Source organism: Pseudomonas sp. LBUM920, assembly GCF_003852315.1.
Taxonomy (GTDB): Bacteria; Pseudomonadota; Gammaproteobacteria; order Pseudomonadales; family Pseudomonadaceae; genus Aquipseudomonas.
The window spans coordinates 2,326,856-2,350,379 of record NZ_CP027762.1 but is presented as its reverse complement, the minus strand read 5'-3'; the positions used below and the strand labels follow the sequence as shown (position 1 = coordinate 2,350,379).

The following is a 23,524-nucleotide window of genomic DNA, read 5'->3' as shown; positions in this document are numbered from 1 at the left end:
ACTTGAACAGCGCTGGACTCAGGAAAGTGGGTATAGCGCCTCATCGAATTGTTCCAATTTCGGGAATATCAAAGGCTGCTCTTGCGCCAGGCCTTGCAACCGCCGCGCATACCCCAACAGAAACTCCCGCCGCGCCTCGTCGCTGATATACGGCACATGCCAGGCCACAAACGGCGCCAGCACTTCATACCCGACATACGCCAGCGTGCCGCGCAGAATCGGCTTCAACATCTCCTCCAGCGGCCCGTGAATAGCGCCTTCGCCAAACATATGCTCACGCCCGCCCAGGGTCACCGTGACCAGCGCCCGCTTGCCCGCCAGCCCGCCCTGATCGTAAAAACGCTTGCCGCCGTAACACACGCCCGACACCAGCACCCGGTCGATCCAGCCCTTGAGCATCGCCGGCGCCGAGAACCAGAAGATCGGAAAGTTAAGAATCAGCAAATCGGCCCACAGCAACTTGTCCAACTCAGCCTGGATATCCGCCGCGATCGACTGCTTCTTCACCCCCAGCCGTTGCTCCAGGGCGTACACCAGATAGTCAGGATTCTCCCGTGTCGAAAAATCCGCCGCCGACGCTACGGGGTTCCACTGCATGGCGTACAAGTCGCTGACCTGCACCGCATGCCCCTGCTCTTGCAGCGTGCTGACCGCCTGGTCGCGCAAGGCGGCGGTAAAGGACTGCGGTTCAGGATGGGCGTGAACAATCAAAACCTTCATGTGAATTCCTCAAACGGTGGGCGCCGCCCGTTGGGCCAGCAAATGATCGAGCCAGTCCGGGTCCATTTCCGGTTCCGATGAAAACAGCAGGCCGGTGTAGTCCTGGTAAGGCGGGGTAAAAATCGCGCTGCGGCTGCCCTGGTCGACCACCCTGCCCCGCTGCATCACCACCACCTCATCGGCAATCGCGCGCACGGTGGCGACGTCGTGGGTGATAAACAGGTAAGCCACACCCAGTTGCTGCTGGAGGCGGTTGAGCAACTTCAGCACGCCTTCGGCCACGAGTTGATCGAGGGCTGAGGTGACTTCGTCGCAGATGATCAGTTGCGGGTCAGCGGCCAGCGCGCGGGCGATGCAGATGCGCTGCTTCTGCCCCCCGGACAGCTCGCGCGGTTGGCGCTCCATAAACACCGCCGGGTCCAGCTCGATCATCTCCAGCAGCTCGGCCACCCGCGCGCGCATCGCCTTGCCCTTAAGGCCCAGGTAAAACGTCAGTGGCCGGCCGATGATGTCGACGATGCGCTGGCGCGGGTTCAGCGCCGTGTCGGGGATCTGGTAGATCATCTGGATACGCCGCAACTGCTCCTTGCTGCGCCGCCGAAAATCCACCGGCAGCGCCTCGCCGTCGTACAACACCTGCCCCGCCGTGGCGGGCAGCAGGCCGGTAATCAGCCGCGCGGTAGAGCTTTTGCCACTGCCGGATTCGCCGATCACCGCCAGGGTCTGGCCGCGATGCAGCTGCAGCGACACCTCATGCAGCACCGGTTGATGCCCGTAGCTGGCACACACCTGGCGCACCTCCAGCAGCGGCACGTCCTGGGCCGGGCGCGCCTTGGGCTCGGTGCGAAAGCTGCGCACCGCCCACAGCGATTGGGTGTACGCCTGCTGCGGCTGGCTGAGCATGCTGCGAGTGTCGGCTTCCTCGACCCGCTTGCCGTGGCGCAGCACCATGATGCGATCGGCCATCTGCGCCACCACCGCCAAATCGTGGCTGATATACAGCGCGGCGCTGCCGAAGGTTTTCACCGCGTCGCGAATGGCTGCCAGCACTTCGATCTGGGTGGTGACGTCGAGGGCGGTGGTGGGTTCGTCGAAGATGATCAAGTCCGGGTGGCAGGCCATCGCCATCGCCGTCATCACCCGCTGCAATTGCCCACCTGACACTTGATGCGGATAGCGTTGGCCAATGGTTTCGGGGTTGGGCAAGCGCAGCACGCGGTACAACTCCACCGCTTCGCGCTCGGCCTGGGCGCGGCTGATACCGCCGTTGATCACCGCGGTTTCCACGTGCTGATCGATCAGGCGGTGCGCCGGGTTGAAGGACGCCGCCGCGCTTTGCGCCACATACGCGATGCGCAAACCACGCAGCTTGCGCAAGGCCTCAGGCTTGGCCTGCAGCAACGCGATGCCGTCAAAACACACCGAGCCGCCGACAATGCGGCAACCGTCGCGCGCGTACCCCATCGCCGCCAGGCCAAGGGTGGATTTACCCGCGCCCGACTCGCCGATCAGCCCCAGCACTTCGCCGCGTTGCAAGGTCAGGTCGATGCCCTGGATCAGCGGGTGCCAGGCGTCTTCGTAATGCCCTTCAACCTGCAGGTTGCGGATTTCCAGCAATGGCCTGTCCATCCTCAATACTCCTTCAGGCCGCTGGATGTATGCAGCATCCAGTCGACGACAAAATTCACGCTGACCGTAATCAAGGCCACCGCCAGCGCCGGCAGCAACGGGCTGATGTCGCCGAAGGTGATCAACACCGCGTTATCGCGCACCATACTGCCCCAGTCGGCGGTGGGCGGTTGAATGCCCAGGCCCAGGAACGACAACGCGCTGATAAACAGGAACACAAAGCAAAAGCGCAGGCCGAATTCGGCAATCAACGGCGCGGCAGCGTTGGGCAGCACTTCGCGGCTGACCAGCCACCACAAGCCTTCGCCACGCAGGCGTGCGGCTTCGACAAAATCCTGCACCACCACGGTCATCGCCACCGCGCGAGACAAGCGGAACACCCGCGTCGAATCCAGCAGCGCAATCACCACCACCAGCGACGTCGCGTTGGTGCCCACCACGCTGAGGATCAGCAAGGCAAAAATCAGCTGCGGGATTGCCATCAGAATATCCACCACCCGCGACAGCCCCTGGTCAATCCAGCCGCCCTTGATGGCGGCGACCAAGCCGCTCAAACCGCCCAGCAGGAACGCCAGCGTGGTAGTCAGGAAGGCGATGCCCAGGGTATTGCGCGCGCCGTAGACGAGGCGGCTGAACATATCGCGCCCGAGGTTATCGGTGCCCAGTAAAAACTGACCGCTCCAGGGCGCGAACCCCTCGCCCACCACCTGGGTTTCGCCGTACGGCGCCAGCAGCGGCGCAAACAGCGCCACCGCGATGTACAACACAATAATCAGCAGGCCGAACTTGGCGCTCAACGGCGCCCTGGCCACGTGGCTCAACAGGCTCATGGTCTACCCCTTTGGGTGCATCAGGCGTGGGTTGCTGGCGATGGACAGCACATCCGCCGAGGTATTGAGCAGGATGTAGGTGGCGGCAAAGATCAGGCTGCACGCCTGCACCACCGGGATGTCGCGCTTGGACACCGAGTCCACCAGCAATTGCCCCAGCCCCGGATAGACAAACACCACTTCGACCACCACCACGCCCACCACCAGGTACGCCAGGTTGAGCGCCACCACGTTGACGATGGGTGCCAGTGCATTGGGCAACGCGTGGCGCCAGATAATCCGCGACGGGCGAATGCCCTTGAGCCGGGCCATTTCGATGTAGGGGCTGGCCAGCAGGTTGATCAAAGAGGCACGGGTCATGCGCATCATCTGCGCGATCACCACCAGGCTCAGTGTGGCAACCGGCAACACCGAGCGCTCAAGGATCGTGGCGAACGACGCATCCGGTGCCAGGTTGGACAGGCTGGGAAACCAGCCGAGCTTCACCGAAAACACCAGGATCAGCAGGTAGGCGACAAAGAACTCCGGGAACGACACGGCGCTCAACGCCGTGGTGTTGAGCAGGCGATCAAACCAGCTGTTGCGGTACAGCGCCGCCAACATGCCCAGCACCAGCGCGGTGGGCACCGAGACCAGCGCCGCCAGGGCGGCCAGGCTCAGCGTGTTGCCCAGACGCGCACCGATCAGCTCGGCGATAGGCCGCTGGTTGGCCAGTGAAGCGCCCAGATCGCCGTGCAGCAGGCGCAACAGCCATTGCGCAAAGCGCGTGAACGGCGGCAAATCCAGGCCCAACTGCGCGCGAAACGCCGCCACGGTTTCCGGCGTGGCCGACTGGCCGAGCATGGCCTGGGCAATATCGCCCGGCAGCATGCCCACGGCGAGAAAGATGATCACCGAGACCGCGAACAACGACAGCAGGCCGAGGGCGAGACGTTGGAGGATGAGCTTCAACAAACTATTCATGGGTGCATTGCTCCTGAAACACCACAAACCCTATGTGGGAGCGGGCTTGCTCGCGAAAGCGGTGTGCCAGCCACTACATGCGTCAACTGACAGAGCGCTTTCGCGAGCAAGCCCGCTCCCACAATTTGATCTTCATTTTTAGTAGGGGCTCTAGGCTTGCCACCAGCGCTCAATCAGCCGCAGCCCATCCAACTCACCATAAGGCGCGGTCAGCGGCCCATGGCTGACGCGGTTCGAACGCGCCGCCACAGAGCTGGCGAACAGCGGCACAATCGCGCCGCCATCGTCCCGGCACAGGGCCTGCATTTCGTTGTACATCTCCTGGCGCAGTGGCGCGTTCATCTCGCCACGCGCGGCCGTGAGCAGTTGGTTGAAGCGCGCGTTGTCCCAGTGGGTTTCGTTCCACGCCGCGCCTTTGGCGTAGCCGATGCTGAACATGCGGTCGGCGGTCAGGCTGCTGTACCAAAACGAGGTGGTGAACGGCTGCTTCATCCACACATTGGAGAAGTAGCCGTCGGCCGGCTCGCGCACCACGTCAATGTCGATACCGGCCTGGCGCGCCTGCTCCTTGAACAGCACCGAGGCGTCCACCGCGCCGGTGTAAGCCGCGTCGGAAGCTTGCAGGCGCACCTTGAGCGACTCCACCCCGGCCTTGCGCAAGTAGAAGCGCGACTTGTCCGGGTCGTAGGCGCGCTGCTCCAGTGCGGCGTTGATAAAGCGGCTGCCCGGCTGGATCGGGTGGTCGTTGCCCACCAGGCCATAACCATGCAGCACCGACGCCAGCAGGGTTTCGCGGTTGATCGCGTGCTTCATGGCCATGCGAATGTCGTTGTTCTTGAACTCGTTGCTGTCGCACAGCATCGGGAAGGTGTAGTGCTGGGCGCCCTTGGTTTCTTCAATCACCAAGCCTGGGTTGCGCTTGAGCAATGCCACGGTTTTCAGGTCGACCTTGTTGATCACATCGACTTGCCCGGTGACCAGCGCATTGACCCGCGCGGCGCCGTCGGCGATGGCGAGCAACTCGGCACTGGCGAAGTGGGCGCGGCCGGGTTTCCAGTAATCGGGGTTGCGCTCCAGGTCCATGCGCACGCCCGGTTCGAAGCTTTTCAGGCGATAGCCACTGGTGCCTACACCGGCCTGCCAATCGGCGGCGCCGTCCTTGGCGGGCATGATCACCAAATGGTAATCGGCCACCACATAGGCAAAATCCGCGTTGCCCGAATGCAGCTCGAACACCACCGCGTCGTTGCCGTTGGCGCTGACGCTGGCGACATCACCGAGCACCGTCTTGGCCGCCGACGTGGAGTCCTTGCTCAAGTGATGATTGATCGACACCACCACGTCTTCAGCGCTCAGGGTTTTGCCATTGTGGAAGGTCACGCCCTGGCGCAAGTGAAAGGTCCACACGCGCGCATCCGCGGTGGACTCAAAGCGCTCGGCCAGTTCGGGGATTGCGCTGCCGTCCACGGCGATTTCAGTCAGGGTGTTGTACACCGCCGAGAAGCCGACGAAGGTAAACGTGTCGACCCAGGAGCCGGGATCGCGCGAATCGGTGGTGCTGCCGCCGGCCAGGCCCAGGCGCAGCACGCCGCCCGGTTTGGGCGCTGCGTCTTCGCCGAAGGCATGCAAGGGCAGGCCCATGGAAAACGCCGCCGCCACCGCGCCGGCCACGGCGCTGTGTTTGAGGAAGTCCCGTCGGTGCATCGCTTGAGTCATTTTGTTGTTGTTTTCGCTCATGGTCTTGCTCCTCTAAAGGTCAACAGGCATAGGCATGTTTCAACTCGATCAAGGTCACGCCATTGCGTTTGAAGCCGTTGCGCAAGTCCGTTTGCAATTCATCCAGGTTCTTTGGCTGGTTCACGGTGCACCCGAACGCCTGGGCGAACAGCGCGAAATCCGGGTTGCGCGGCAGTACGCCGATGGGCTCGATGTCGAGGCTGAGCATGTCATCGCGAATTTGCCCGAGGGCATCGTTGTTCCACAGCAGCACCACCAGTGGGCTGTCCAGCTCTTCAACGGCAGTGGCCAATTCCTGGGCGGTGTAGAGGAAGCCGCCGTCGCCCACCAGCACCAGCCCTGGCCGCAGAGGCGCGCCGAACGTGGCGCCGATGCCCGCCGGCAAGCCATAGCCCAAGGTGCCGTAGCCGGTGGGGTGCAGCCAGCTGCGCGGGGCGCGGCTGCGGTAGGCATAGTTGCCGGTGTAGGCGAGTTGGGTCATGTCAGTGCTGATAAAAGCATTGGCGGGCAGTTCGGCCTCGATGCGGTCGAGGATGGCTTGGTGGATCGACTGCAAGGGCCCGTGTCCCAGCTCAACGGCCTGGAGCAATGTGGCGACTTTTTTGGTTGCCGCTTCAGCGTCTCGCGGCGCCGTCGGCAAGCGCTCCAGCAACGCCAGCACAGTGCTGTTGGCATCGCCGTGCAGCGCCAGCGTGCACGGGTAAAAATCATTGAATTTGCGTGGGTCGATGTCCACGCGCAGCAGCTCACCGGTGATGGGCAAGCGCTCACGCCAGTAATCGGTGTCGGCCATTTCCGTGCCGACCGCCAGCACCACATCGGCCTCGCTGATCAGTTGCCAGCCGGGTTCGACGCACAGGGTTGAACCGGCATTCAGCGGGTCATTGACCGGCACCAAACCCTTGCCCGCGACACTGGTAAAAAACGGCGCCGCCAGTTGCGTGCTCAAGCGCTGCAAAGCCTCCCCCGCCGCCAGCGCGCCGCCGCCGGCAATGATCATTGGCCGTTCGGCCGAAGCGAGCTTGGCCACCGCCTGATCCAGCACCTCGGCCATTGGCACGCCACGCCCTGAACCGCGTACTACCTCATTGCTCCAGTCCCTTTCAACCGGAGCCGCCAACACGTCCAGCGGCACCGAGATATGCACCGGCCGTGGACGCTCGCTGTCGAACACCGCGTAGGCACGGGCGACCAGCTCGGGCAAATCCTCGGCGCTTGACGCCACCGCCGAAAACGCCGTGATTGGCGCGGTGATTGCGCGCTGGTCCTGGGTTTCATGCAGGCTGCCCCACCCCTTGCCGAGGCTGGCGGTGTGGTTGACGCTGGAAATCACCAGCATCGGGATCGAGTCGGCGTAAGCCTGGCCGATTGCGGTTGCCGCATTGGTGACCCCAGGGCCGGTGATCACAAAGCACACGCCCGGCTTGCCGCTGACCCGCGCATAGCCGTCGGCCATGAAACCTGCGCCTTGTTCATGGCGCGTGAGCACATGCCGAATGCCGCTGCCGGGCAAGCCGCGATACAGCTCCAGCGTGTGCACGCCGGGAATGCCGAATACCGTGTCGACGCCATAGTTGGCGAGCAACCGCACCAGCGCTTGGCCGCCGGTGATTGTTTTAGCGTGCATGACCATCTCCTAGGCGAATCAATGCATCGACCGCCGTGGCGCCGCGGGCACTGACCAGCAATGGGTTCACATCCAGTTCCAGTAACTGCCCGGCATTCGCGCAGGCGTAGTCGGCCACCGCGCGGATGGCCGCGACCAGCGCGTCCATATCCGCCACCTCACGGCCACGAAAGCCTTGCAGCAACGCCGCGCTGCGCAGGCTGAGCAACGCGTTGCGAATCGCGCCGTCGGTGGTCGGCAACAACAGGCTGCGGCTGTCCTTGAGCAACTCCACGAGGATGCCGCCAGCGCCAATCACCAAGGCCAGGCCGAAGTCGTTTTCACGCTTGATGCCCACGATCAGCTCCGCCAACGGCTGGGTTGCCATCGATTCCAGCAGCAATTGATCGAAGGCGACACCCGGTGCGTATGCGGCGATTTGCCCGCGCATGCGCTCGAGTGCGGTGGCCAGCGCCACGTCGTCTTCGAGGTTCAGCGCCACGGCACCCGCTTCGGTTTTATGCGGCAAATCAGCGCTGACGGCCTTGAGCACCAACGGGTAGCCCAACAGCTTGGCGTCCACGATTGCCCGCCCCGGCGTGCTCAATACAGCAGCCGGCGTATTCAGGCCGAAGGCGCGCAAGGCTTGTTTGGACGCCCACTCATCCAGCGCCAAACCCTGGCTCTCAAGGGGTTGCGGGCACAGCGGCGCAAGGATCGATTCGCCGCGCTCGAGCAACACGCGACGATTATTTTGGTAGTCGGCGATGCGGCCCCACGCGGCGAACGCGTCCTCCACGCCTTGCAGCGCGGCGATGCCTTGGGCATGCAGACGCTCGCGTGCATGGGCCGGCAGCAATTCGGGAAAGGCCGAGGTGACGAAGCCGGTCTTGCCATGCCGCGCGAGCGCGTCGCAGAACAGCGCCAACAGCACGTCACATTCCTTGCGCTCGCCGGTGAATTCAGCCGGGTAATCCAGCACCAGCATGGCCGCATCCGCGTCGGTACGCAGGGCCGTGTCGAGCATGCTGCCGAGTGCGTCGCGGTCGCCCCAGATGGCGGTGGTGAAATCCAGCGGGTTGACCAGGTTGGCGTAGCTGGGCAACACCTGCGCCAGCTCGCCGCGCTGGCCTTCGTCCAGTTCTGGCAGGGCCAGGTGGTTGCGCTCGGCATAGTCGGCAATCAGCCCTGCATCGCCGCCGGAACAAGCCAGCGCGATGAGGCGATTGCCCGCCGGCAGATGGCCGCACGCGGCGGCTTTCAGGGTTTCGACAAAACTCACCGGGCCGCTGACGCGAATCACGCCCAGCCGTGCAAACAGGCTGTCGTACAGCGCGTCCGAACCGGATAGCGAGCTGGTATGACTCAACGCCAGCTCGGCGCCAATCTGCGACACGCCGGTTTTCAGCGCGATGATCGGGATGCCTTTTTCCAGGGCCTTGTGCGCCGCGCGAGCAAACGCCGGCACATTCTTCAAGCCTTCCAGGTGCAGGCCGATGGCGGTGACGCGCGGCTCATCGAGCAACACGTCCATCAGTTCGGCCACCCCCAGTTGCGCCTGGTTGCCCACCGACGCCATGTAGGCCACCGGCAGCGAGCGGTCGCTCATCGACAGGTTGTAGGCGAAGTTGCCGCTCTGGGTCAGCACCGCCACGCCCTTGTGCACCGCTTTGCCGCCATGGGCCACCGGCCACAGGGCCGAGCTGTGCAGGTAATCGAGCAGGCCGTAGCAGTTGGGGCCGAGCAATGCCATGTCACCCGCGGCCCTCAGCAACTGCTGTTGCAGGGCTAGGCCGGTGGCCCCGGTTTCGGCAAAACCCGAGGCGTAGCAAATCGCGCCGCCGGTGCCGATGGCGGCGAGTTCCGCCACGCAGGTCAGCGTCAGTTCACGGTTGGTGGCGATAAATACCGCATCCGGGCCGCAGGGCAAATCGGCGATGCGGCGCACACACGGGATACCGTCGAGGCTGTCGTGCTGCGGGTTGACCAGCCACATGGGCCCGGTAAAACCGCCGTCGGCGCAGCGCTTGAGGGCGCGCGCCATGCTGCGCCCACCGACGAAGGCCAGGTGCCGGGGCGCCAGCAGGCGCTTGAGGTTGTCGCGAATAGCCTGGGACATAAGCGTTCTCCGCGCCGATCAGCGCAACAGCGGCCGCAGCAGTTCACGGGCGATGATATGGCGCTGGATTTCCGAGGTACCTTCCCAGATCCGTTCGATGCGTGCGTTGCGCCAGATGCGCTCCACCGGCCCTTCGTCCATCAAGCCCATGCCACCGAAAATCTGCACGGCTTCATCAGCGACGTTGCCCAGGGTTTCGCTGGCAAACAACTTGGCCATGCCGGCCTCGCCGTCGGTCATGCTGCCCTGGTCCATCTTCCAGGCGGTGTGCAGGGTCAGCAGCTCGGCGGCGCGAATCTGCGTGGCCATGTCGGCGAGTTTGAAACTCACGCCCTGGTAGGTGCCGATGGGCTGGCCGAACTGCTTGCGGTCGGCGGCCCATTGCAGCGACACATCCAGCGCGCGCTGAGCCTGGCCGACGCAGTTGGCGGCGACCATCACGCGCCCGGCGGTGAGCCAGGCATTGGCCACGTCCCAGCCTTTGCCGACTTCGCCGAGCACCTTGGACGCGGGCACGCGGCAGTCGTCGAAGAACATTTCATAGGTGTGATAACCACGGTTGCTCACGCACTTGGGGCCACGGCGGATGGTCATGCCGGGCGTGCCGCGATCGACCAGAAACGAGGTCACCGCATTGCGCTGACGGCCGTTGTGCTCATAGGTGTCGGTCACCGCAAAGACGATGGCGAAATCGGCGTGGCCGGCGTGGCTGATGAAGTGCTTGCTGCCGTTGATGACGAAGTCATCGCCGCTGCGCACGGCGCGGGTCTTGATGGCGTTGGCGTCAGAACCGGCACCCGGCTCGGTCAGCGCGAAGCAGTCGATTTTCTTGCCCTGCACGCACGGCAACAGGTAGTCCTCGATCTGCGCGCCGGTGCACGCCATGAGAATTTTCGAAGGCCGCGCAACGAACACGTGCAGTGCCCACGAGACTTTGGACAGCTCCCGCTCGATCAGTGCCTGGGACAGGTAGTCCAGGCCGCCACCGCCCACCTCTTCGGGCATGTTGAAGGCATAGAAACCGGCGGCAATCGCCTTGTCACGGATCTGCGCGGCAAGCTCGGGCGACACCTCATCGGCACGGTCCACCGCCTCTTCATGGGGCAGCAACTCCTTGGCGACAAAGCTGCGTACGGCGTCCACCAACATGTCTTGTTCTTGGCTGAGTTGGAAATTCATGGCGCTACCTGCTCGGGATGTTGTTGTTATTGGCCGCAGAAATTCGGTGAACGCTTTTGCATGGACGCGCGCAGGGCTTCGGCGCCATCGACACTGCGCCCGCACAACAGGCCAGCCGCCAGTTCGGCGTGCAATTGCTCGGGCAGGCTGCGGGCGGCGCCTTCGCGGATCAGCGTCTTGGTTTGGGCGAACGCGAAGGTCGGGCCATTGGCCAGGCGGGAGGCCAGCGCCATGGCGTGGGCGTGCAGGTGCTCGTCGGCGACCACCTCACCGACCAGGCCGGCGGCCAGTGCGCGGTCGGCACTCCACAGCTCATCGAGAAACAGCAGGCGCTTGGCTTGCTCGCTGCCGATCAAGCGCGGCAGGTGCCAGCTGGCACCGGCGTCCGGCGAGTAAGCCATGCTGGTGTAGCCGGCCTTGAAGCGCGCCGATTGGGCGGCGATGCGCAAGTCGCAGCACAAGGTCAGGTCCATGCCGGCGCCGACCGCCGTGCCGTTGATCGCGGCAATCGTGGGTTTGTCGAGGGTGTGCAGGCGGGTCATCAGGGCGTGGGCGGTTTCGGTCCAGCCGTAGGTTTCCAGGGCGCCACGCGATTCGGCTTCGGCCCACTCCGCCAGGTCGGCGCCGGCGCAGAAGCTGCGGCCGCTGCCGGTCAACACCACCACGCGCACGGCGGGGTCGCGGTTGAAGGTGTCGAGCAAGGCATGCAGGTGCTTGAGGGTTGGGATATCCAGGGCATTGCGCTGGGGACCACGGTTGAGGGTGATCCAGGCAACGCCTGCTTGCACATCGGTGAGCACGGGCGAATCGGTAGTCATGGCTTCCTCGAATTATTTTAATTGGCGTGAGGGGTGCGACATGGCGAGATACTAAACGAGTGTTCAGCAAGGAGGCAATCGGCAAACTGCAAATATTTTCAGACGGGAAATAGCCGCCTGAACCTTGCGTTCAGGCGGCGAGAGTGGCTCAGGGTTTGAGCAGGTAACGCTGGCGACCGCCGCTTTGCAGGCCATCGACCCACGCCTCGCAAATCTGGATGCCCTGCTCCGGTGTGAAGGTGCCGGGGTTGAGCCCCGACTCCAGCCACAAACCGTCGAGCAAGGCGCTGAGGGCGATGGCGGCAAGGTCGGCGTCGAACTGCTGCCAGCCCTCTTCCCTGGCCATGTCGGTCAGGGCGCAGCGCATGATGGTGCGGTACTCGCCGTAGGAGTGTTCGTGGGCCTGGTTGATCGCGGGCGCCGTTTTCACCGCGCCCCAGAACACCAGCCACGCATCGAGCAGTTGCGGGTCGAGCAATTCAGGCGAAAACGACCCCCGGAACAACGCCGACAGGCGCTCGCGAGGCTCGGGCGGCGCCTTGGCCATGGTCTCGCGCAGCAGGCTCATGACTTGGCCGGTGATCGTGCGGTAAGCCTCGGCCACCAGCTCATCCTTGCCCGAATAGTGGTGGCTGATCAGCCCGACCGACACCCCGGCCTCGGCGCTGATCTTACGGATCGATGCCCCCTGGAAACCGTCGCGCTTGAGGCACGTCAGCGTTGCCTGGACCAGATTGGCCTTGCGCAATTGCGGTTCCATCCTGGAAAAACGGGATTCCTGGGTCATGGGGCGATGTCCTTCGGTTGAGTCGGCTGCACGACTCTACATCAGTCCCTGTAACCGGGCGACACGCGATCGAGCCTCCGCAGCAACGCCGCCCATGCCAACTGCGTGGCGTCCGGATCGGTCAATTCGCCTTCCTGCAGCGCGCGACCGGGGTTGTTGAATTGCTGCTCGGTGTGGGCGCAGACCTCGGCGGGCGGCAGGATCAATGCGCCGCAAGCCTGGGCGGCAATCTGGATATCGCAGGCCTTTTCCAGGTAGTACATGCGCAGGAACGCCTGGCTGACCGTCTCGCCCACCGTCAGCAAACCATGGTTGCGCAGCATCAGCACCGGCTTGTCGCCCAGGTCGTGCACCAGCCGGCGCTGCTCGGCCATGTCCAGGGCAACGCCTTCATAATCGTGGTAGGCGACCTTGCCGTAGAACTCCATCGAGATCTGGTTGACCGGCAATAACCCGCACGCCAGCGCCGCCACGGCGCAGCCCGCACGGGTGTGGGTGTGCAGCACGCACTGGGCGTCTTCGCGCGCACCGTGGATGGCGCTGTGGATGACAAAACCAGCCGGGTTCACCGCATAGGCCGACGGCTCCACCGCGCGGCCATCCAGGCCGATCTTGACCAGACTGGAGGCAGTGATTTCATCGAACATCAGCCCGTAAGGGTTGATCAGGAAGTGATGCTCAGGCCCGGGAATGCGCACCGAGATGTGGGTGAAGATCAAGTCGCTCATGCGGTAGTGCGCGATCAGGCGATAGCAGGCGGCGAGTTCTTCGCGCAGTTGCTTCTCGGCGGAGTCAGTCATTTTTATTCTCCAGGCACGCGGTTGGTGAAGGCGACGCTAAGCCAGGCGCCAGTAAAAAAACAAGTTGATTTTTTACTGGCGCTCGCCTCCTATAGAAAAATAACAATAACAGCGCCTGGAGTATCCGCACCATGTCGCACCCCGCCTTTGCTCACCTGTTCGCGCCGTTGCAGCTGCGCGGAAAACGCCTGAAAAACCGCATCATGTCCAGCGGGCATGACACCTCGATGCCCACCGACAACCGAGTCAACGCGCAGTTGATCGCCTATCACCGTGCGCGAGCCGAAGGCGGCGTGGGGCTGATTGTGCTGCAGGTGGCCGGGGTGCATGACAGCGCGCGGTACACCTCGCATGTGCTGATGGCCACCGACGACGCCTGCATCGAGGGCTACCGCGAATTGGCCCAGACCTGCCATGCCCACGGCACTGTGGTGCTGTCGCAGATCTTTCATCCGGGCCGCGAAATCATGGAGTCGGCAGACGGTTTGCTGGCAGTGGCGTACTCCGCGTCGGGGGTGCCCAACGAGCGGTTTCGGGTGATGCCTCGGGCGCTGGATCACGCGATGATCGAGGAGATCGTCACCGGCTACGCAGCAGCGGCCAGGCGCTTGCATCAGGCGGGGATTGACGGGGTGGAAGTGGTTGCCAGCCATGGCTACCTGCCGGCGCAGTTTCTCAACCCACGGGTTAACCGGCGTACCGATCAATACAACGGCGCGCTTGAGCAACGTCTGAGGTTTTTGAGGGAAGTGCTTGCGGCGGTACGAGCAGCGACCGATGAGCATTTCATCATCGGCCTGCGTATTTGCGCTGACGAGCGCGATGCCGAAGGGCTCACCGAAAGCGAATCCCTGGAAGCCGTGCTATGCCTGCAAACTCAACTGGACTATGTGCACATCGTCGCCGGCACGTCGGCGTCAACGGGCGGTGCGATCCATATCGTGCCGCCCATGGCCATTGCTGCCGCGTACCTCGCGGACGAAGCCGCCAGGTTCAAGGCCAGCCTGTCGATTGCGTTGTTTGTCACCGGGCGGATCAATCAGCCTCAGGAGGCCGAGTTGATCCTGGCGCGCGGCCAGGCCGATGTGTGCGGCATGACCCGCGCCTTGATTTGCGACCCGCTGATGCCCGCCAAAACCCTCGAAGGCCGCGTCGAAGATGTGCGCGCATGCATCGCCTGCAACCAGGCGTGCATCGGGCACTTTCACAAGGGTTTGCCGATTTCCTGTATCCAGCATCCTGAAACCGGGCGCGAACTGAGCTTCAGTCGCCTGCAGCCGGCGTTGACGCGCAAACGCATCATGGTGGTCGGCGGTGGCCCGGCCGGCATGAAAGCGGCGGCCGTGGCCGCGCAACGCGGCCATGACGTAACGTTGTATGAGGCCAGTGCGCAATTGGGCGGGCAGGTGCTGTTGGCGCAGTTGCTGCCTCGGCGCAGTGAATTCGGTGGCGCCAGCACCAACCTGCAACGCGAGATGGCGCTGGCGGGTGTTCGCGTGGTGCGCAATACCCGCGTCGACCGTGCGCTGGTGGAACAAACGCAACCCGATCACGTCATCATCGCCACCGGCGCCGAGCCCTATTGGCCGGCCTTCGAGCAAGGTGGAGCGTTGCAGGTGGTGGACGCCTGGCAGGTGTTGCGCGATCAGGTCACGCTGGGGCGTTCGGTGGTGGTAGTCGACTGGCGTTGCGACTGGATCGGGCCCGGTATTGCCGAACGCCTGGTACGCGCCGGCCATCACGTGCAATTGGCGGTGAACGGCACCCACTGCGGGGAAAACCTGCCGCTGTACGTCCGCGATCAACTCGCGGGAGAGCTGCATCGACTGGGCATCCCGATCATCCCCTATGCGCGTCTGTACGGCTGCGACGACAACACCGTCTACCTGCAACACACCGCCAGTGGCGAGCCGATGCTGCTGGAAAATATCGACAGCCTGGTGTTGTGCCAGGGGCATCAGCCAGTGGACACTCTGGGCGCAGAACTGGCGGGGCGAGTGCCCTTTGAGCGCATCGGCGACTGCCTCGCACCGCGCACCGCCGAAGAGGCGATTTACGAAGGACTCAAGGTCGCATGGAACCTTTGAACGACGAACCGCAGCAACTGTTTCTCGGCACGCGCATCCGTGGTTTGCGCAAGGCGCGTGGCATGACACTGACCGAACTGGCTCGCAGCAGCGCGTTGACCGCCGGCTACCTCAGCCAGTTGGAGCGAAATCTTGCGTATCCGTCGATCCCGGCGCTGTTCAACATCGCCCGCAGCCTCGGGGTAACGATCCAATGGTTTTTCGCCAGTCAGAGCATGCCCGCCGAGGCGGATGAAGGCTATGTGGTGCGCCAGGACAATCGCCAGAGCATTCGCTATGAAGATGGCATCGTCGACCAATTGCTGACACCGTTGCCCAACCATCAACTGGAAATGCTGCAATCGAGCTTTCCGCCCGGCGCCTACAGCCAGCAGAGCTACAGCCATGAAGGCGAGGAAGCGGGCTATGTGTTGAGCGGGCAGTTTGAGCTATGGGTGGGCGATCGGCATTTTGTGCTGGATGCCGGTGACAGCTTCAGCTTTGCCAGCAGCGAACCGCATCGCTATGGCAACCCGGGCAAGGTCGAGACGCGAGTCATCTGGGTGATTACGCCGCCAACGTTTTGAGCCGCTTGCGCTGATAAACGGTGCGGTATGAAGCTACTGGCCCAGAAAGCGGTAATCGGCGCTGTAGGGCTCGACGTGCAATTGGCCGGCCTGCGCGCAGCTGCCGCTGAACACACCGCCCAAGGTGTGCAAGCGCTCCACCGCCACCACGTGCGCGAGTCCGCCCTCGCCCAGGTGCGTCACCACATCAAGACGCAACAAGGGGATATCGGTTGCACGAGCGCCAGGCGCCTGAGCGATGACTTTGCCGACCACCGCACTGCGATCATCCAGTTGCCACGTTGGCCCCACGAAGTGTCGGCCAACGGTCTTGCCGTTGATCATCAGCGTGGCCAGCGGCTCGCGGAACTGCCAGGTCAATTGGCCGCTGCTGTCCTTGGTGCAGGTGTAGATCTGCACGCCGCTGGCCTGCACGGTCATCAGCACGTTTTTCGCCGTGCCAGCCGCTGGCTCCGGCAAGTCCTGGGCCTGGGCCCGTTGGGCATCGATCGCGCAAATCACCAGCACAATCAGGCCGATGACCTGCAGCACCATCAGTAACAGGCGATTGCGGCGCGCCGCGATAGCGGAGTCGGTGCTGCTCATTTTGCGCCTGCCGAGAGAGGAGTCGAAAAGGGTCGGGTTCGTCATCAAAAAATCCGTCAGTGGCCGAACGTGGCTGGTTATCAGCCTCTGCAGGATGAACATCCGACCCCAAGTGTTTATTCCCGACTATTTTTCAAACCGGGTAAAAACGCCTCGCCTACCAGACCTCGACCTTCAACTCCGCGCGCTGGCTGGTGGGCATGGCAAGCGCCTTACCGCTGTGCACCACGCCATGGCGCGGTGACTCGCGCTTGAGGTTGGGCACCGGTATCCGCCCGCCGCCACGCACGGTCTGCGCGCCATTCATCTGGAACTTGCCGTAGGCGAAATTGAGCCCCACACCGTTTTGACGCTGGAAGTAAATCCACCAGCGCCCTTCTTCGAACTTCATGAAAGCGAACCCGCGCGGATAAGCATCCTCGCCATAATCGTCAAACGTCATGGCCGTCGCGAAGCCCAGCCCGTGCCCGTCAAAACGGTTCAGGTATTCCTTGTTCAGGTAATCGCTGCCGCCCTGCACGTGGAACACGCGGTAGGTGGTGTCATCGATATGATCGATCAGGATCGAGCACCCGCTGAAGTCCGGCGTGAACACATACCCGGTCGCACCGGGGTTGGCGGGGATGTCGCAAAAACTGCCCTGGGGCACCCAATGCGCCATCAGCGGACGCTCGACCTTGCCGTACTCGCCCGGCTTATCCAGGGTCGCCAGCCGATAACCGCCGGCCTTGTGGTCGTTGACGTCAAATACCGTGAGGCCGGCCACTATCCCCGAGGGAATGCGCTTGGCCGTCATGAAGTTCTGTTGCAGGAAAGTCTTGGTGGACGAAAACGCGTTCATGCATTGGGTAGTCATAGGGGCTCCGGGCAGAGGAAGTTGCGGGCGTGTTGCCGGTCCAGCGCAAACGCCGTTCGAATCACGGGAAACCATGAGAAGAACACCCGCCTCGCAGGCTTTATTCCATGATTTCGCTTAATCGAAATCAGCCTTTTCCATGCAGATAATTGTCTTCTTCATACGCCTCTTCAGCCGGTAGCCTTCGGCCCTGCGACGCCTTGCGCACGCACGAACACCGGCTGCACACAACAGCATCGGTGCCAGCCCCCAGCAGCTCGACAGATGGCGCCCACGTGAAAAAACTTTCGATAGCCCTTTTGCTCGCCAGCCTGGCCCAGCTACCGCTGGTGCAGGCCGCGCCAGCCAACATCGGCGTGATCGCCTACGCGGAAAAACCGCTGACGCTGATTCGCGCCACCAGCCTCTACACCGTGGGCCCCGGTACGCGCCTGCAAGGTGGCGATATTGTGCAAACCGGCGCCGCCGGCATACAGATCGAAGGTCTCGCGGCGGCTGACCTGGCATTGGGGCCAAACACGCGCATTCTCATCGCCACCAACAGCAAAGCGGCGCAAATCAACGTGCTCGATGGCTGGCTGAAACTGCAACCGGTCGCGGGTAACAATCACGCGAACCTGGCGGTGACCACCGGCGGATTGGCGTTCACCCTGACCCACAGCGCCAGCGTGATTCATGTCGGTAAGCGCCAGACCGAGATCTTTGTCGAAGACGGCAGCCAAGTGGTCAGCGAACTCGATAGCCACAGCAAGGCCGATCGCGATGTCACCCTCGGCCACGAAGATTTCGCCCAAAGGGTCGGTGACGCACCGCTCAGGATCGTGCCACGCCCCGAGCAAGCTTTTATCGACGCCCTGCCCCCGCAGTTCCTCGACCCGCTGGTGCCCCTGGGCAAGAAAACACCCAAGGCGCCCGAGCTGAAAAAACAGCGTGAGGTGACCTACGAAGACATCGCCCCCTGGGTGGTCAGCCCGCTGAACCTTAGCCAGCAGATGCTCGCCAGCCGCTTTGCCCCGCGCCTCAACGACCCGGCATTTTTGCAGGCGGTGAAAACCAACCGAGGCGGCGTACTGGCGTGGGAGCTGGAACTGTTGCGCCTGGAACGCCGCAGGAATGCGCACTGATCCTCACCACGCCGTTACCCGAAGGTCCTTATGAAATTGTCGCTCGCGGTTAAATTCAACGTGGTGTTCCTGGCGGTGTTTATCTTAGGTTTTATCGCCACCAGCCTCTCCACTCACTACATGCTCCAGCAAAGCGCACGCCGCGAAACCCTGGAAACCGCGCGCATGCTGATGCGCTCGGCTTCTGCGGCCAGCACCTACACCGCCGAGCAGATAGTGCCGCTGTTGGAGAACCGCCTGAAATTTCAGTTCGTGGCGCAATCGGTGCCGGATTTCGCGGCCATTTCGCACTTGCAGGAGCTGCTCAAGTCCTACCCGGACTACGCCTACAAGGAAGCCACCCTCAACCCGACCAACCCTCGCGACCTGGCAAATGACTGGGAAAAAACCCTGATCAACTCGCTGCGCGGTCAGCCGCAAACTGCCGAAATGGTCGGTGAACGCAACGACGGCAAAGGCGCCTCGCTGTACATCGCGCGGCCGATTCAGATCAAGGACGGTGCCTGCCTGGCATGTCACAGCACCCCGGACGCCGCGCCGAAAACCATGGTCGATATCTACGGCGCGGTTAACGGTTTTGGCTGGAAGCTCAACGACACCATTGGTGCGCAATTGGTCACGGTGCCACTCGACTTGCCGCTGCAACGCGCCAGGAGCCTGCTGCACAGCTACATGGTGTCGATGCTGGGGATTTTTGCGGTGTTGTTTGTGGCGTTGAACGTGGCGGTGCACCTGTTTGTCACCCGGCGCCTGCGGCAGATGTCGGCGCTGGCCGACCGGGTCAGCCTGGGCGACACCGATGTGCCGCAGATGGACGTCAGCGGCAACGACGAACTGGCGCGCCTGGGCCAGTCGTTCGGCCGTATGCGCACAAGCCTTGTCAGCGCCATGAAGATGCTAGAGGAATAGGTCCGCGATCATGCTTGAACAACTGGGCAAATACCGCATCGACAGCGTGCTCGGCAAAGGCGCGATGGGCACGGTATACAAGGCGTACGATCCGAACATCGCCCGCACCGTGGCACTCAAGACGATCCGCAAGGAACTGTTCGGTGACAGCCAGCACGCCGAGTTGGTCAGCCGCTTCAAGAACGAAGCCCAGGCGGCCGGCCGGCTGATGCACCCCAACATCGTCGGCGTGTACGACTACGGCGAGGACGAAGGCTCGGCGTACATCGCCATGGAGTTCGTTGAAGGCACACCCCTCAATACGTTGCTGGCGGCGCCAACGCCGCGCGACCTGAGCCACAGCCTCGGCTGGATGCGCCAGTTGCTGTCGGCATTGGAATACGCCCACTCCAAAGGCGTGGTGCACCGCGACATCAAGCCCGCCAACCTGCTGATCACGGCCGAAGGCAAGGTCAAGGTCACCGACTTCGGCGTGGCTCGTCTGGATTCCTCCACGCTGACCCAGACCGGCTCGATGATCGGCACGCCCAGCTACATGTCACCTGAGCAGTTCTGCGGCGACGTGATTGACGGGCGTTCCGATGTGTTTTCCGCCGGCATTGTGCTGTACCAATTGCTCACCGGCGAGCGCCCGTTCTCGGGCTCGGCGACCATGGTCATGCAGCAAATTCTCAACCAGACCCCGGTGGCGCCATCGAGCCTGAACCTGGCGCTGGACCCGGCGCTGGACAGCGTGATCGTGCGCGCGCTGGCCAAACGCCCCGCCGAACGCTACCCCTCGGCACAGGCATTTCTTGACGACCTGGAAGCCTTGCCGGGCACCACCACGGGCACCTGGATCAACGCCAAGATCGACGACGATCGCACCGTGCTGATGCGGCCGAACCCGCCGCTGAGCAGTGGCGTCAACCACCTGCCCAGCGCCACGGTCGCCATGACGCAAGCCGTGGAGACGCTCACCCCGTGGAAGCTCGCGGTGATGCCTGAGCTGGAGTCGCTGCTGTCCCATCAGATCGGGCCACTGGCGCGCTTTCTGGTGCGTAAAAGCCTGAATGGCGCGGACGATTTCGACGCGATTTGCGCGGCGCTGCTGCCGCACATTCCGTCCGAGCGCGGCCGCGAGCAATTCACCCGCGCCAGCCAGTCATTGTTCTTGCGGCTCAACCCACCGACAGCCGTCGAGCCCGTCAGCGAACCCACCGCTGTCGAGTTGCCCGCAACCGTCACCAGCGTCACCGAAGCAATGCCGGAGCCTATTGACCCGGCCCTCTCACACATGGCGGAGAAACGCCTGGCCGTGCTGATCGGCCCCATTGCTCGCATCGTGGTCAGCCGCGCCCTGCGCGCCACCTCACTGCGCCAGCCGTTCCTGCAACAGCTGGCCGAGCACATCGAGAGCGAGGCCCAGCGCCTGGCGTTCCTCAACAGCTTCGAGCCCCTTCCATGACCGATTCTCCACTCAGCGCCTGCGGGCCTCATTGTCTGGCCTCTGCGGTTGCTTATGGGGTCAGTGATGTCGGTTCGGTGCGCCAGCGCAATGAAGACAACTTCCTGATTGAGCCGGCCATGGGGCTGCTGGCCGTGGCTGACGGCATGGGCGGTCACGAAGCGGGTGCGTTGGCCAGCGCCGAGGCACTCACCCGTTTGCGCCAGGCGCTCAAGGCTCACAGTGTCGAGGTGGTCAATGACGGCGCCGACCCGGACGCCACCTGGTCGGACCCGGACATGCAAGCCGCCAGCCTGCTGCACAACGCCATTGATCAGGTGAACCACTGCGTCTACCAGCAAAACGTGGCCCGTCACATGAGCGAAGGCAGCGGCATGGGCACCACCCTCACCGGCGTGTGGCGCCCACAGGGTGAAGGGCCGCTGCTGATATTTCACGTGGGCGACAGCCGCCTGTACCGCTACCGCGACGGCGAGTTGAGCCTGCTGACCCGCGATCAGACCTGGTACCAGCAAGCCCTCGAAGCCGGCAAGGTCGACCGGCTGCCCGCGCGTAATCTGTTGCTGCAAGCCGTTGGCCCCGCACCACGGGTGGAGCCGCAAGTGCGTGTGCAACCCGTGCAACCGGGTGATCTGATGATGCTGTGCAGCGACGGCTTGCACGGCTGCGTGCCCCACCAGGAAATGCTTCAGGTCCTCGCCATGGCCCGTCGCGACACGCTGGAAACCGCGTGCCAACGCCTGATCGACCTCACCCGCGAATACGCCGGGCGGGATAACGTGACGGTATTGCTGGCGTGGTTCGACCGCTGAGCAATGTCACGGCCACTTGAATACCTCATCGACCGGCACGCGATAACCGGTGGCCAGGCGGTTGGTTTGATTGGCCATGCCAACCACCGCCTGCAACTCGCCGAACATCGCGTCCGTCATACCGGCCTTGCGCGCGGCGGCCGTGTGGGAGGCGATGCAATAGGGGCAATTGTTGGTCACGCTGACGGCCACGTAGAGCAACTCCTTGGTCAGCGGGTCCAGTGCGCCGGGGGCCATGATTTCCTTGAGGCTTTCCCAGGTGCGGCGCAGGGTCGGCGGGTGGGCGGCCAGGCATTTCCAGAAGTTATTCACCTGGTCAACCTTGCGCGTCTGCATGATGTCGTCATACACCGCGCGCACCTCGGGGCTGGCGTCGGCGTATTCGGTCAAGTGTTGGGTCATGGCATGTTCCGGGCTGACAATGGGTGTTCTGGAATACCGTGCGGCGCCCACCTGTGGCAAGTGAAGCCGCATTTTTTATCGCGGCGAGACTCGTGACTTCTGGTAAAGAGTCCTTTTCGGGATCGGCGGTTTTTCCAAAGGAACGTCGGGTGGATACTCGACTCCATTGTTCACCCCCCTTCAGGAGTTACAGATGTCTATCCCTACGCAAAACGTTCCCGCCTTCGGCCTTGGCACCTTCCGCCTGCAAGGCCAAGTGGTAATCGACTCTGTGAGCACGGGCCTGGAACTGGGCTACCGGGTCATCGATACCGCGCAGATCTACGAGAATGAAGCGGATGTCGGCCAAGCCATTGCCGCCAGCGGCGTGCCACGTGATGAACTGTTCATCACCAGCAAGATCTGGATCGCCAATTTCGCCGAGGGCCAGTTGATTCCCAGCCTGCGTGAAAGCCTGCGCAAACTGAAGACCGACTACCTGGACCTGACCCTGATCCACTGGCCGTCGCCGGAAGACCAGGTGCCTGTCGCCCAATTCATGGGCCAGTTGCTGGAAGCCAAGCGCCTGGGCCTGACGCGCCAGATCGGGATTTCCAACTTCACCATCGACCTGATGAAGCAGGCGATTGCTGCGGTGGGCGCCGAAAACATCGCCACCAACCAGGTCGAACTGCACCCCTACCTGCAAAACCAGAAGGTGGTGGATTTCGCCACCGCCCACGGTATCCAGATTACGTCGTACATGACCCTGGCCTACGGCGAAGTGCTCAAAGACCCGGTAATCCAGCAGATCGCCGAACGCCACCAAGCCACTGCGGCGCAAGTGACCCTCGCGTGGGCCATGCAATTGGGCTATGCGGTGATTCCGTCGTCAACCAAGCGCGCCAATCTGGACAGCAACCTCAAGGCCCTGCAATTGACCCTGAGCGCCGCCGACATGGCGCAGATCGCCGGTCTGGAGCGCGGCCATCGCCTGACCAGCCCTAAAGGCATCGCCCCGAAATGGGACTAAACCCCGGCCGCCGGCGTGCGGGATAGCTCCCGCAGCCACGGCAATACCCGCAGGCCCCGGTGGGCCTCGGGCGGGTCGATGATGTCCATGAAGTGCTCAAGGTTGACGGTGTCCGGCATGCCGGGCAGCCGGACCAGCAGCGTCGGCGGTACGCCGCCTGGAATATCCAGGTCCTGATGGTCATAAACCAGTACATGGCGCACCTGGGGCTGCGGCTCGCCGGCCTGGGCCGCCAACCCCGCATTAATGATCAGTACGTCGAATGGCTCGGCCGGGATGGCGGTAAGAACCTCCACTTCTTCAAGGGTTTGCACCGGAACAATCCGGTGGTACCCCAGTTGGTTGAGCATTTTTTCGATGTACAGCCGTTGCAGGTGCTGTTCATCGGCAATCAGGATGGTCAGTGCTTTGTTCGGCATGGCAAACCCCTGGGCAGGCTGTGCTCGTCAGTGAGCGTGGCCCATTTTCCAGACATATCCCGAAGACAAAATCAGGTATGTTCCCCCTTGATGTAGGAGTTCTCCCAAATCCACTGA

General features: G+C 63.1%; 22 protein-coding genes. 7 read left to right on the top strand and 15 right to left on the bottom strand.

Going from position 1 to position 23,524, the window contains the following annotated elements; genetic code table 11:
- Positions 1–18: 18 nt before the first annotated feature.
- The 11 genes from C4J83_RS10945 to C4J83_RS10890 form a co-directional block, all read right to left on the bottom strand.
- Entirely contained in the window at positions 19–720 is a 702-nt protein-coding gene (locus C4J83_RS10945) for an NAD(P)H-dependent oxidoreductase (RefSeq protein ID WP_106579982.1), read from the bottom strand.
- Positions 721–729: 9 nt separating this feature from the next.
- Positions 730–2,349 (bottom strand): ABC transporter ATP-binding protein, encoded by a 1,620-nt coding sequence (locus C4J83_RS10940; RefSeq protein WP_119735482.1) that lies wholly within the window; start codon positions 2,347–2,349, stop codon positions 730–732.
- 2 nt (positions 2,350–2,351) lie between these two features.
- Positions 2,352–3,179 carry an ABC transporter permease gene (locus C4J83_RS10935; RefSeq protein WP_124417010.1) on the bottom strand — a complete coding sequence of 276 codons (828 nt, stop codon included), beginning with the start codon at positions 3,177–3,179 and terminating at the stop codon, positions 2,352–2,354.
- Between the two features lie 3 nt (positions 3,180–3,182).
- Positions 3,183–4,142, bottom strand: a complete 960-nt coding sequence (locus tag C4J83_RS10930; protein WP_124417009.1) for an ABC transporter permease — start codon at positions 4,140–4,142, stop codon at positions 3,183–3,185.
- Positions 4,143–4,292: 150 nt separating this feature from the next.
- Entirely contained in the window at positions 4,293–5,879 is a 1,587-nt protein-coding gene (locus C4J83_RS10920; protein WP_124417007.1) for an ABC transporter substrate-binding protein, read from the bottom strand.
- A 19-nt stretch (positions 5,880–5,898) separates the two neighbouring features.
- Entirely contained in the window at positions 5,899–7,506 is a 1,608-nt protein-coding gene (locus tag C4J83_RS10915) for a 5-guanidino-2-oxopentanoate decarboxylase (protein WP_124417006.1), read from the bottom strand.
- Positions 7,496–9,604, bottom strand: a complete 2,109-nt coding sequence (locus C4J83_RS10910) for an acetate--CoA ligase family protein (RefSeq protein ID WP_119735487.1) — start codon at positions 9,602–9,604, stop codon at positions 7,496–7,498. The genes C4J83_RS10915 and C4J83_RS10910 overlap by 11 nt, the downstream gene beginning before the upstream one ends.
- An 18-nt stretch (positions 9,605–9,622) precedes the next feature.
- Positions 9,623–10,783 (bottom strand): acyl-CoA dehydrogenase family protein, encoded by a 1,161-nt coding sequence (locus C4J83_RS10905; protein ID WP_106579974.1) that lies wholly within the window; start codon positions 10,781–10,783, stop codon positions 9,623–9,625.
- A 26-nt stretch (positions 10,784–10,809) separates the two neighbouring features.
- The gene (locus tag C4J83_RS10900) at positions 10,810–11,601 is read right to left on the bottom strand and encodes an enoyl-CoA hydratase/isomerase family protein (protein WP_106579973.1); all 792 of its coding nucleotides are present in this window, start codon (positions 11,599–11,601) and stop codon (positions 10,810–10,812) included.
- Positions 11,602–11,749: 148 nt separating this feature from the next.
- Positions 11,750–12,388 carry a TetR family transcriptional regulator C-terminal domain-containing protein gene (locus tag C4J83_RS10895; protein WP_106579972.1) on the bottom strand — a complete coding sequence of 213 codons (639 nt, stop codon included), beginning with the start codon at positions 12,386–12,388 and terminating at the stop codon, positions 11,750–11,752.
- A 41-nt stretch (positions 12,389–12,429) separates the two neighbouring features.
- Positions 12,430–13,188, bottom strand: a complete 759-nt coding sequence (locus C4J83_RS10890; RefSeq protein WP_124417005.1) for a class II aldolase/adducin family protein — start codon at positions 13,186–13,188, stop codon at positions 12,430–12,432.
- A gap of 131 nt (positions 13,189–13,319) precedes the next feature.
- On the opposite strand from C4J83_RS10890, the gene C4J83_RS10885 reads away from it, so the two are divergent.
- Positions 13,320–15,275 carry an oxidoreductase gene (locus C4J83_RS10885; RefSeq protein ID WP_124417004.1) on the top strand — a complete coding sequence of 652 codons (1,956 nt, stop codon included), beginning with the start codon at positions 13,320–13,322 and terminating at the stop codon, positions 15,273–15,275.
- Positions 15,263–15,841, top strand: a complete 579-nt coding sequence (locus C4J83_RS10880; RefSeq protein ID WP_124417003.1) for a cupin domain-containing protein — start codon at positions 15,263–15,265, stop codon at positions 15,839–15,841. Before C4J83_RS10885 ends, C4J83_RS10880 begins: the two co-directional genes overlap by 13 nt.
- Before the next feature lie 33 nt (positions 15,842–15,874).
- On the opposite strand, the gene C4J83_RS10875 is transcribed toward C4J83_RS10880, so the two are convergent.
- Both C4J83_RS10875 and C4J83_RS10870 read right to left on the bottom strand, forming a co-directional pair.
- The gene (locus tag C4J83_RS10875) at positions 15,875–16,426 is read right to left on the bottom strand and encodes a DUF3455 domain-containing protein (RefSeq protein ID WP_119735492.1); all 552 of its coding nucleotides are present in this window, start codon (positions 16,424–16,426) and stop codon (positions 15,875–15,877) included.
- Positions 16,427–16,583: 157 nt separating this feature from the next.
- Positions 16,584–17,282, bottom strand: a complete 699-nt coding sequence (locus tag C4J83_RS10870) for a hypothetical protein (RefSeq protein ID WP_119735493.1) — start codon at positions 17,280–17,282, stop codon at positions 16,584–16,586.
- A 275-nt stretch (positions 17,283–17,557) separates the two neighbouring features.
- On the opposite strand from C4J83_RS10870, the gene C4J83_RS10865 reads away from it, so the two are divergent.
- Genes C4J83_RS10865 through C4J83_RS10850 form a run of 4 tightly spaced genes read left to right on the top strand, consistent with a single transcriptional unit; the run spans position 17,558 to position 21,574 of the window.
- Complete coding sequence (locus C4J83_RS10865) at positions 17,558–18,406, top strand: FecR family protein (RefSeq protein ID WP_124417002.1); 849 nt, start codon at positions 17,558–17,560, stop codon at positions 18,404–18,406.
- Positions 18,407–18,436: 30 nt separating this feature from the next.
- Complete coding sequence (locus C4J83_RS10860) at positions 18,437–19,315, top strand: c-type heme family protein (RefSeq protein WP_124417001.1); 879 nt, start codon at positions 18,437–18,439, stop codon at positions 19,313–19,315.
- A 10-nt stretch (positions 19,316–19,325) separates the two neighbouring features.
- Positions 19,326–20,762: a serine/threonine-protein kinase gene (locus C4J83_RS10855; RefSeq protein ID WP_124417000.1), complete on the top strand. Its 1,437-nt coding sequence runs from the start codon at positions 19,326–19,328 to the stop codon at positions 20,760–20,762.
- Complete coding sequence (locus C4J83_RS10850) at positions 20,759–21,574, top strand: PP2C family protein-serine/threonine phosphatase (RefSeq protein ID WP_106579963.1); 816 nt, start codon at positions 20,759–20,761, stop codon at positions 21,572–21,574. Before C4J83_RS10855 ends, C4J83_RS10850 begins: the two co-directional genes overlap by 4 nt.
- A gap of 6 nt (positions 21,575–21,580) precedes the next feature.
- On the opposite strand, the gene C4J83_RS10845 is transcribed toward C4J83_RS10850, so the two are convergent.
- Positions 21,581–21,976 (bottom strand): carboxymuconolactone decarboxylase family protein, encoded by a 396-nt coding sequence (locus tag C4J83_RS10845; RefSeq protein WP_106579962.1) that lies wholly within the window; start codon positions 21,974–21,976, stop codon positions 21,581–21,583.
- Positions 21,977–22,169: 193 nt separating this feature from the next.
- Between C4J83_RS10845 and dkgB the strand changes: the two genes are divergently transcribed.
- Entirely contained in the window at positions 22,170–22,988 is an 819-nt protein-coding gene (gene dkgB, locus C4J83_RS10840; RefSeq protein WP_119735496.1) for a 2,5-didehydrogluconate reductase DkgB, read from the top strand.
- Here dkgB and C4J83_RS10835 read toward each other — a convergent pair.
- The gene (locus tag C4J83_RS10835; protein ID WP_106579960.1) at positions 22,985–23,407 is read right to left on the bottom strand and encodes an ANTAR domain-containing protein; all 423 of its coding nucleotides are present in this window, start codon (positions 23,405–23,407) and stop codon (positions 22,985–22,987) included. The genes dkgB and C4J83_RS10835 overlap by 4 nt on opposite strands.
- Positions 23,408–23,524: the final 117 nt, after the last annotated feature.

What these genes read in the sequence shown, in the direction of transcription:
- C4J83_RS10945 (WP_106579982.1), bottom strand. Translation starts at nt 720, where the DNA reads ATGAAGGTTTTGATTGTTCACGCCCATCCTGAACCGCAGTCCTTTACC.
- C4J83_RS10940 (WP_119735482.1), bottom strand. Translation starts at nt 2,349, where the DNA reads ATGGACAGGCCATTGCTGGAAATCCGCAACCTGCAGGTTGAAGGGCAT.
- C4J83_RS10935 (WP_124417010.1), bottom strand. Translation starts at nt 3,179, where the DNA reads ATGAGCCTGTTGAGCCACGTGGCCAGGGCGCCGTTGAGCGCCAAGTTC.
- C4J83_RS10930 (WP_124417009.1), bottom strand. Translation starts at nt 4,142, where the DNA reads ATGAATAGTTTGTTGAAGCTCATCCTCCAACGTCTCGCCCTCGGCCTG.
- C4J83_RS10920 (WP_124417007.1), bottom strand. Translation starts at nt 5,879, where the DNA reads ATGAGCGAAAACAACAACAAAATGACTCAAGCGATGCACCGACGGGAC.
- C4J83_RS10915 (WP_124417006.1), bottom strand. Translation starts at nt 7,506, where the DNA reads ATGCACGCTAAAACAATCACCGGCGGCCAAGCGCTGGTGCGGTTGCTC.
- C4J83_RS10910 (WP_119735487.1), bottom strand. Translation starts at nt 9,604, where the DNA reads ATGTCCCAGGCTATTCGCGACAACCTCAAGCGCCTGCTGGCGCCCCGG.
- C4J83_RS10905 (WP_106579974.1), bottom strand. Translation starts at nt 10,783, where the DNA reads ATGAATTTCCAACTCAGCCAAGAACAAGACATGTTGGTGGACGCCGTA.
- C4J83_RS10900 (WP_106579973.1), bottom strand. Translation starts at nt 11,601, where the DNA reads ATGACTACCGATTCGCCCGTGCTCACCGATGTGCAAGCAGGCGTTGCC.
- C4J83_RS10895 (WP_106579972.1), bottom strand. Translation starts at nt 12,388, where the DNA reads ATGACCCAGGAATCCCGTTTTTCCAGGATGGAACCGCAATTGCGCAAG.
- C4J83_RS10890 (WP_124417005.1), bottom strand. Translation starts at nt 13,188, where the DNA reads ATGACTGACTCCGCCGAGAAGCAACTGCGCGAAGAACTCGCCGCCTGC.
- C4J83_RS10885 (WP_124417004.1), top strand. Translation starts at nt 13,320, where the DNA reads ATGTCGCACCCCGCCTTTGCTCACCTGTTCGCGCCGTTGCAGCTGCGC.
- C4J83_RS10880 (WP_124417003.1), top strand. Translation starts at nt 15,263, where the DNA reads ATGGAACCTTTGAACGACGAACCGCAGCAACTGTTTCTCGGCACGCGC.
- C4J83_RS10875 (WP_119735492.1), bottom strand. Translation starts at nt 16,426, where the DNA reads ATGAGCAGCACCGACTCCGCTATCGCGGCGCGCCGCAATCGCCTGTTA.
- C4J83_RS10870 (WP_119735493.1), bottom strand. Translation starts at nt 17,282, where the DNA reads ATGACTACCCAATGCATGAACGCGTTTTCGTCCACCAAGACTTTCCTG.
- C4J83_RS10860 (WP_124417001.1), top strand. Translation starts at nt 18,437, where the DNA reads ATGAAATTGTCGCTCGCGGTTAAATTCAACGTGGTGTTCCTGGCGGTG.
- C4J83_RS10855 (WP_124417000.1), top strand. Translation starts at nt 19,326, where the DNA reads ATGCTTGAACAACTGGGCAAATACCGCATCGACAGCGTGCTCGGCAAA.
- C4J83_RS10850 (WP_106579963.1), top strand. Translation starts at nt 20,759, where the DNA reads ATGACCGATTCTCCACTCAGCGCCTGCGGGCCTCATTGTCTGGCCTCT.
- C4J83_RS10845 (WP_106579962.1), bottom strand. Translation starts at nt 21,976, where the DNA reads ATGACCCAACACTTGACCGAATACGCCGACGCCAGCCCCGAGGTGCGC.
- dkgB (WP_119735496.1), top strand. Translation starts at nt 22,170, where the DNA reads ATGTCTATCCCTACGCAAAACGTTCCCGCCTTCGGCCTTGGCACCTTC.
- C4J83_RS10835 (WP_106579960.1), bottom strand. Translation starts at nt 23,407, where the DNA reads ATGCCGAACAAAGCACTGACCATCCTGATTGCCGATGAACAGCACCTG.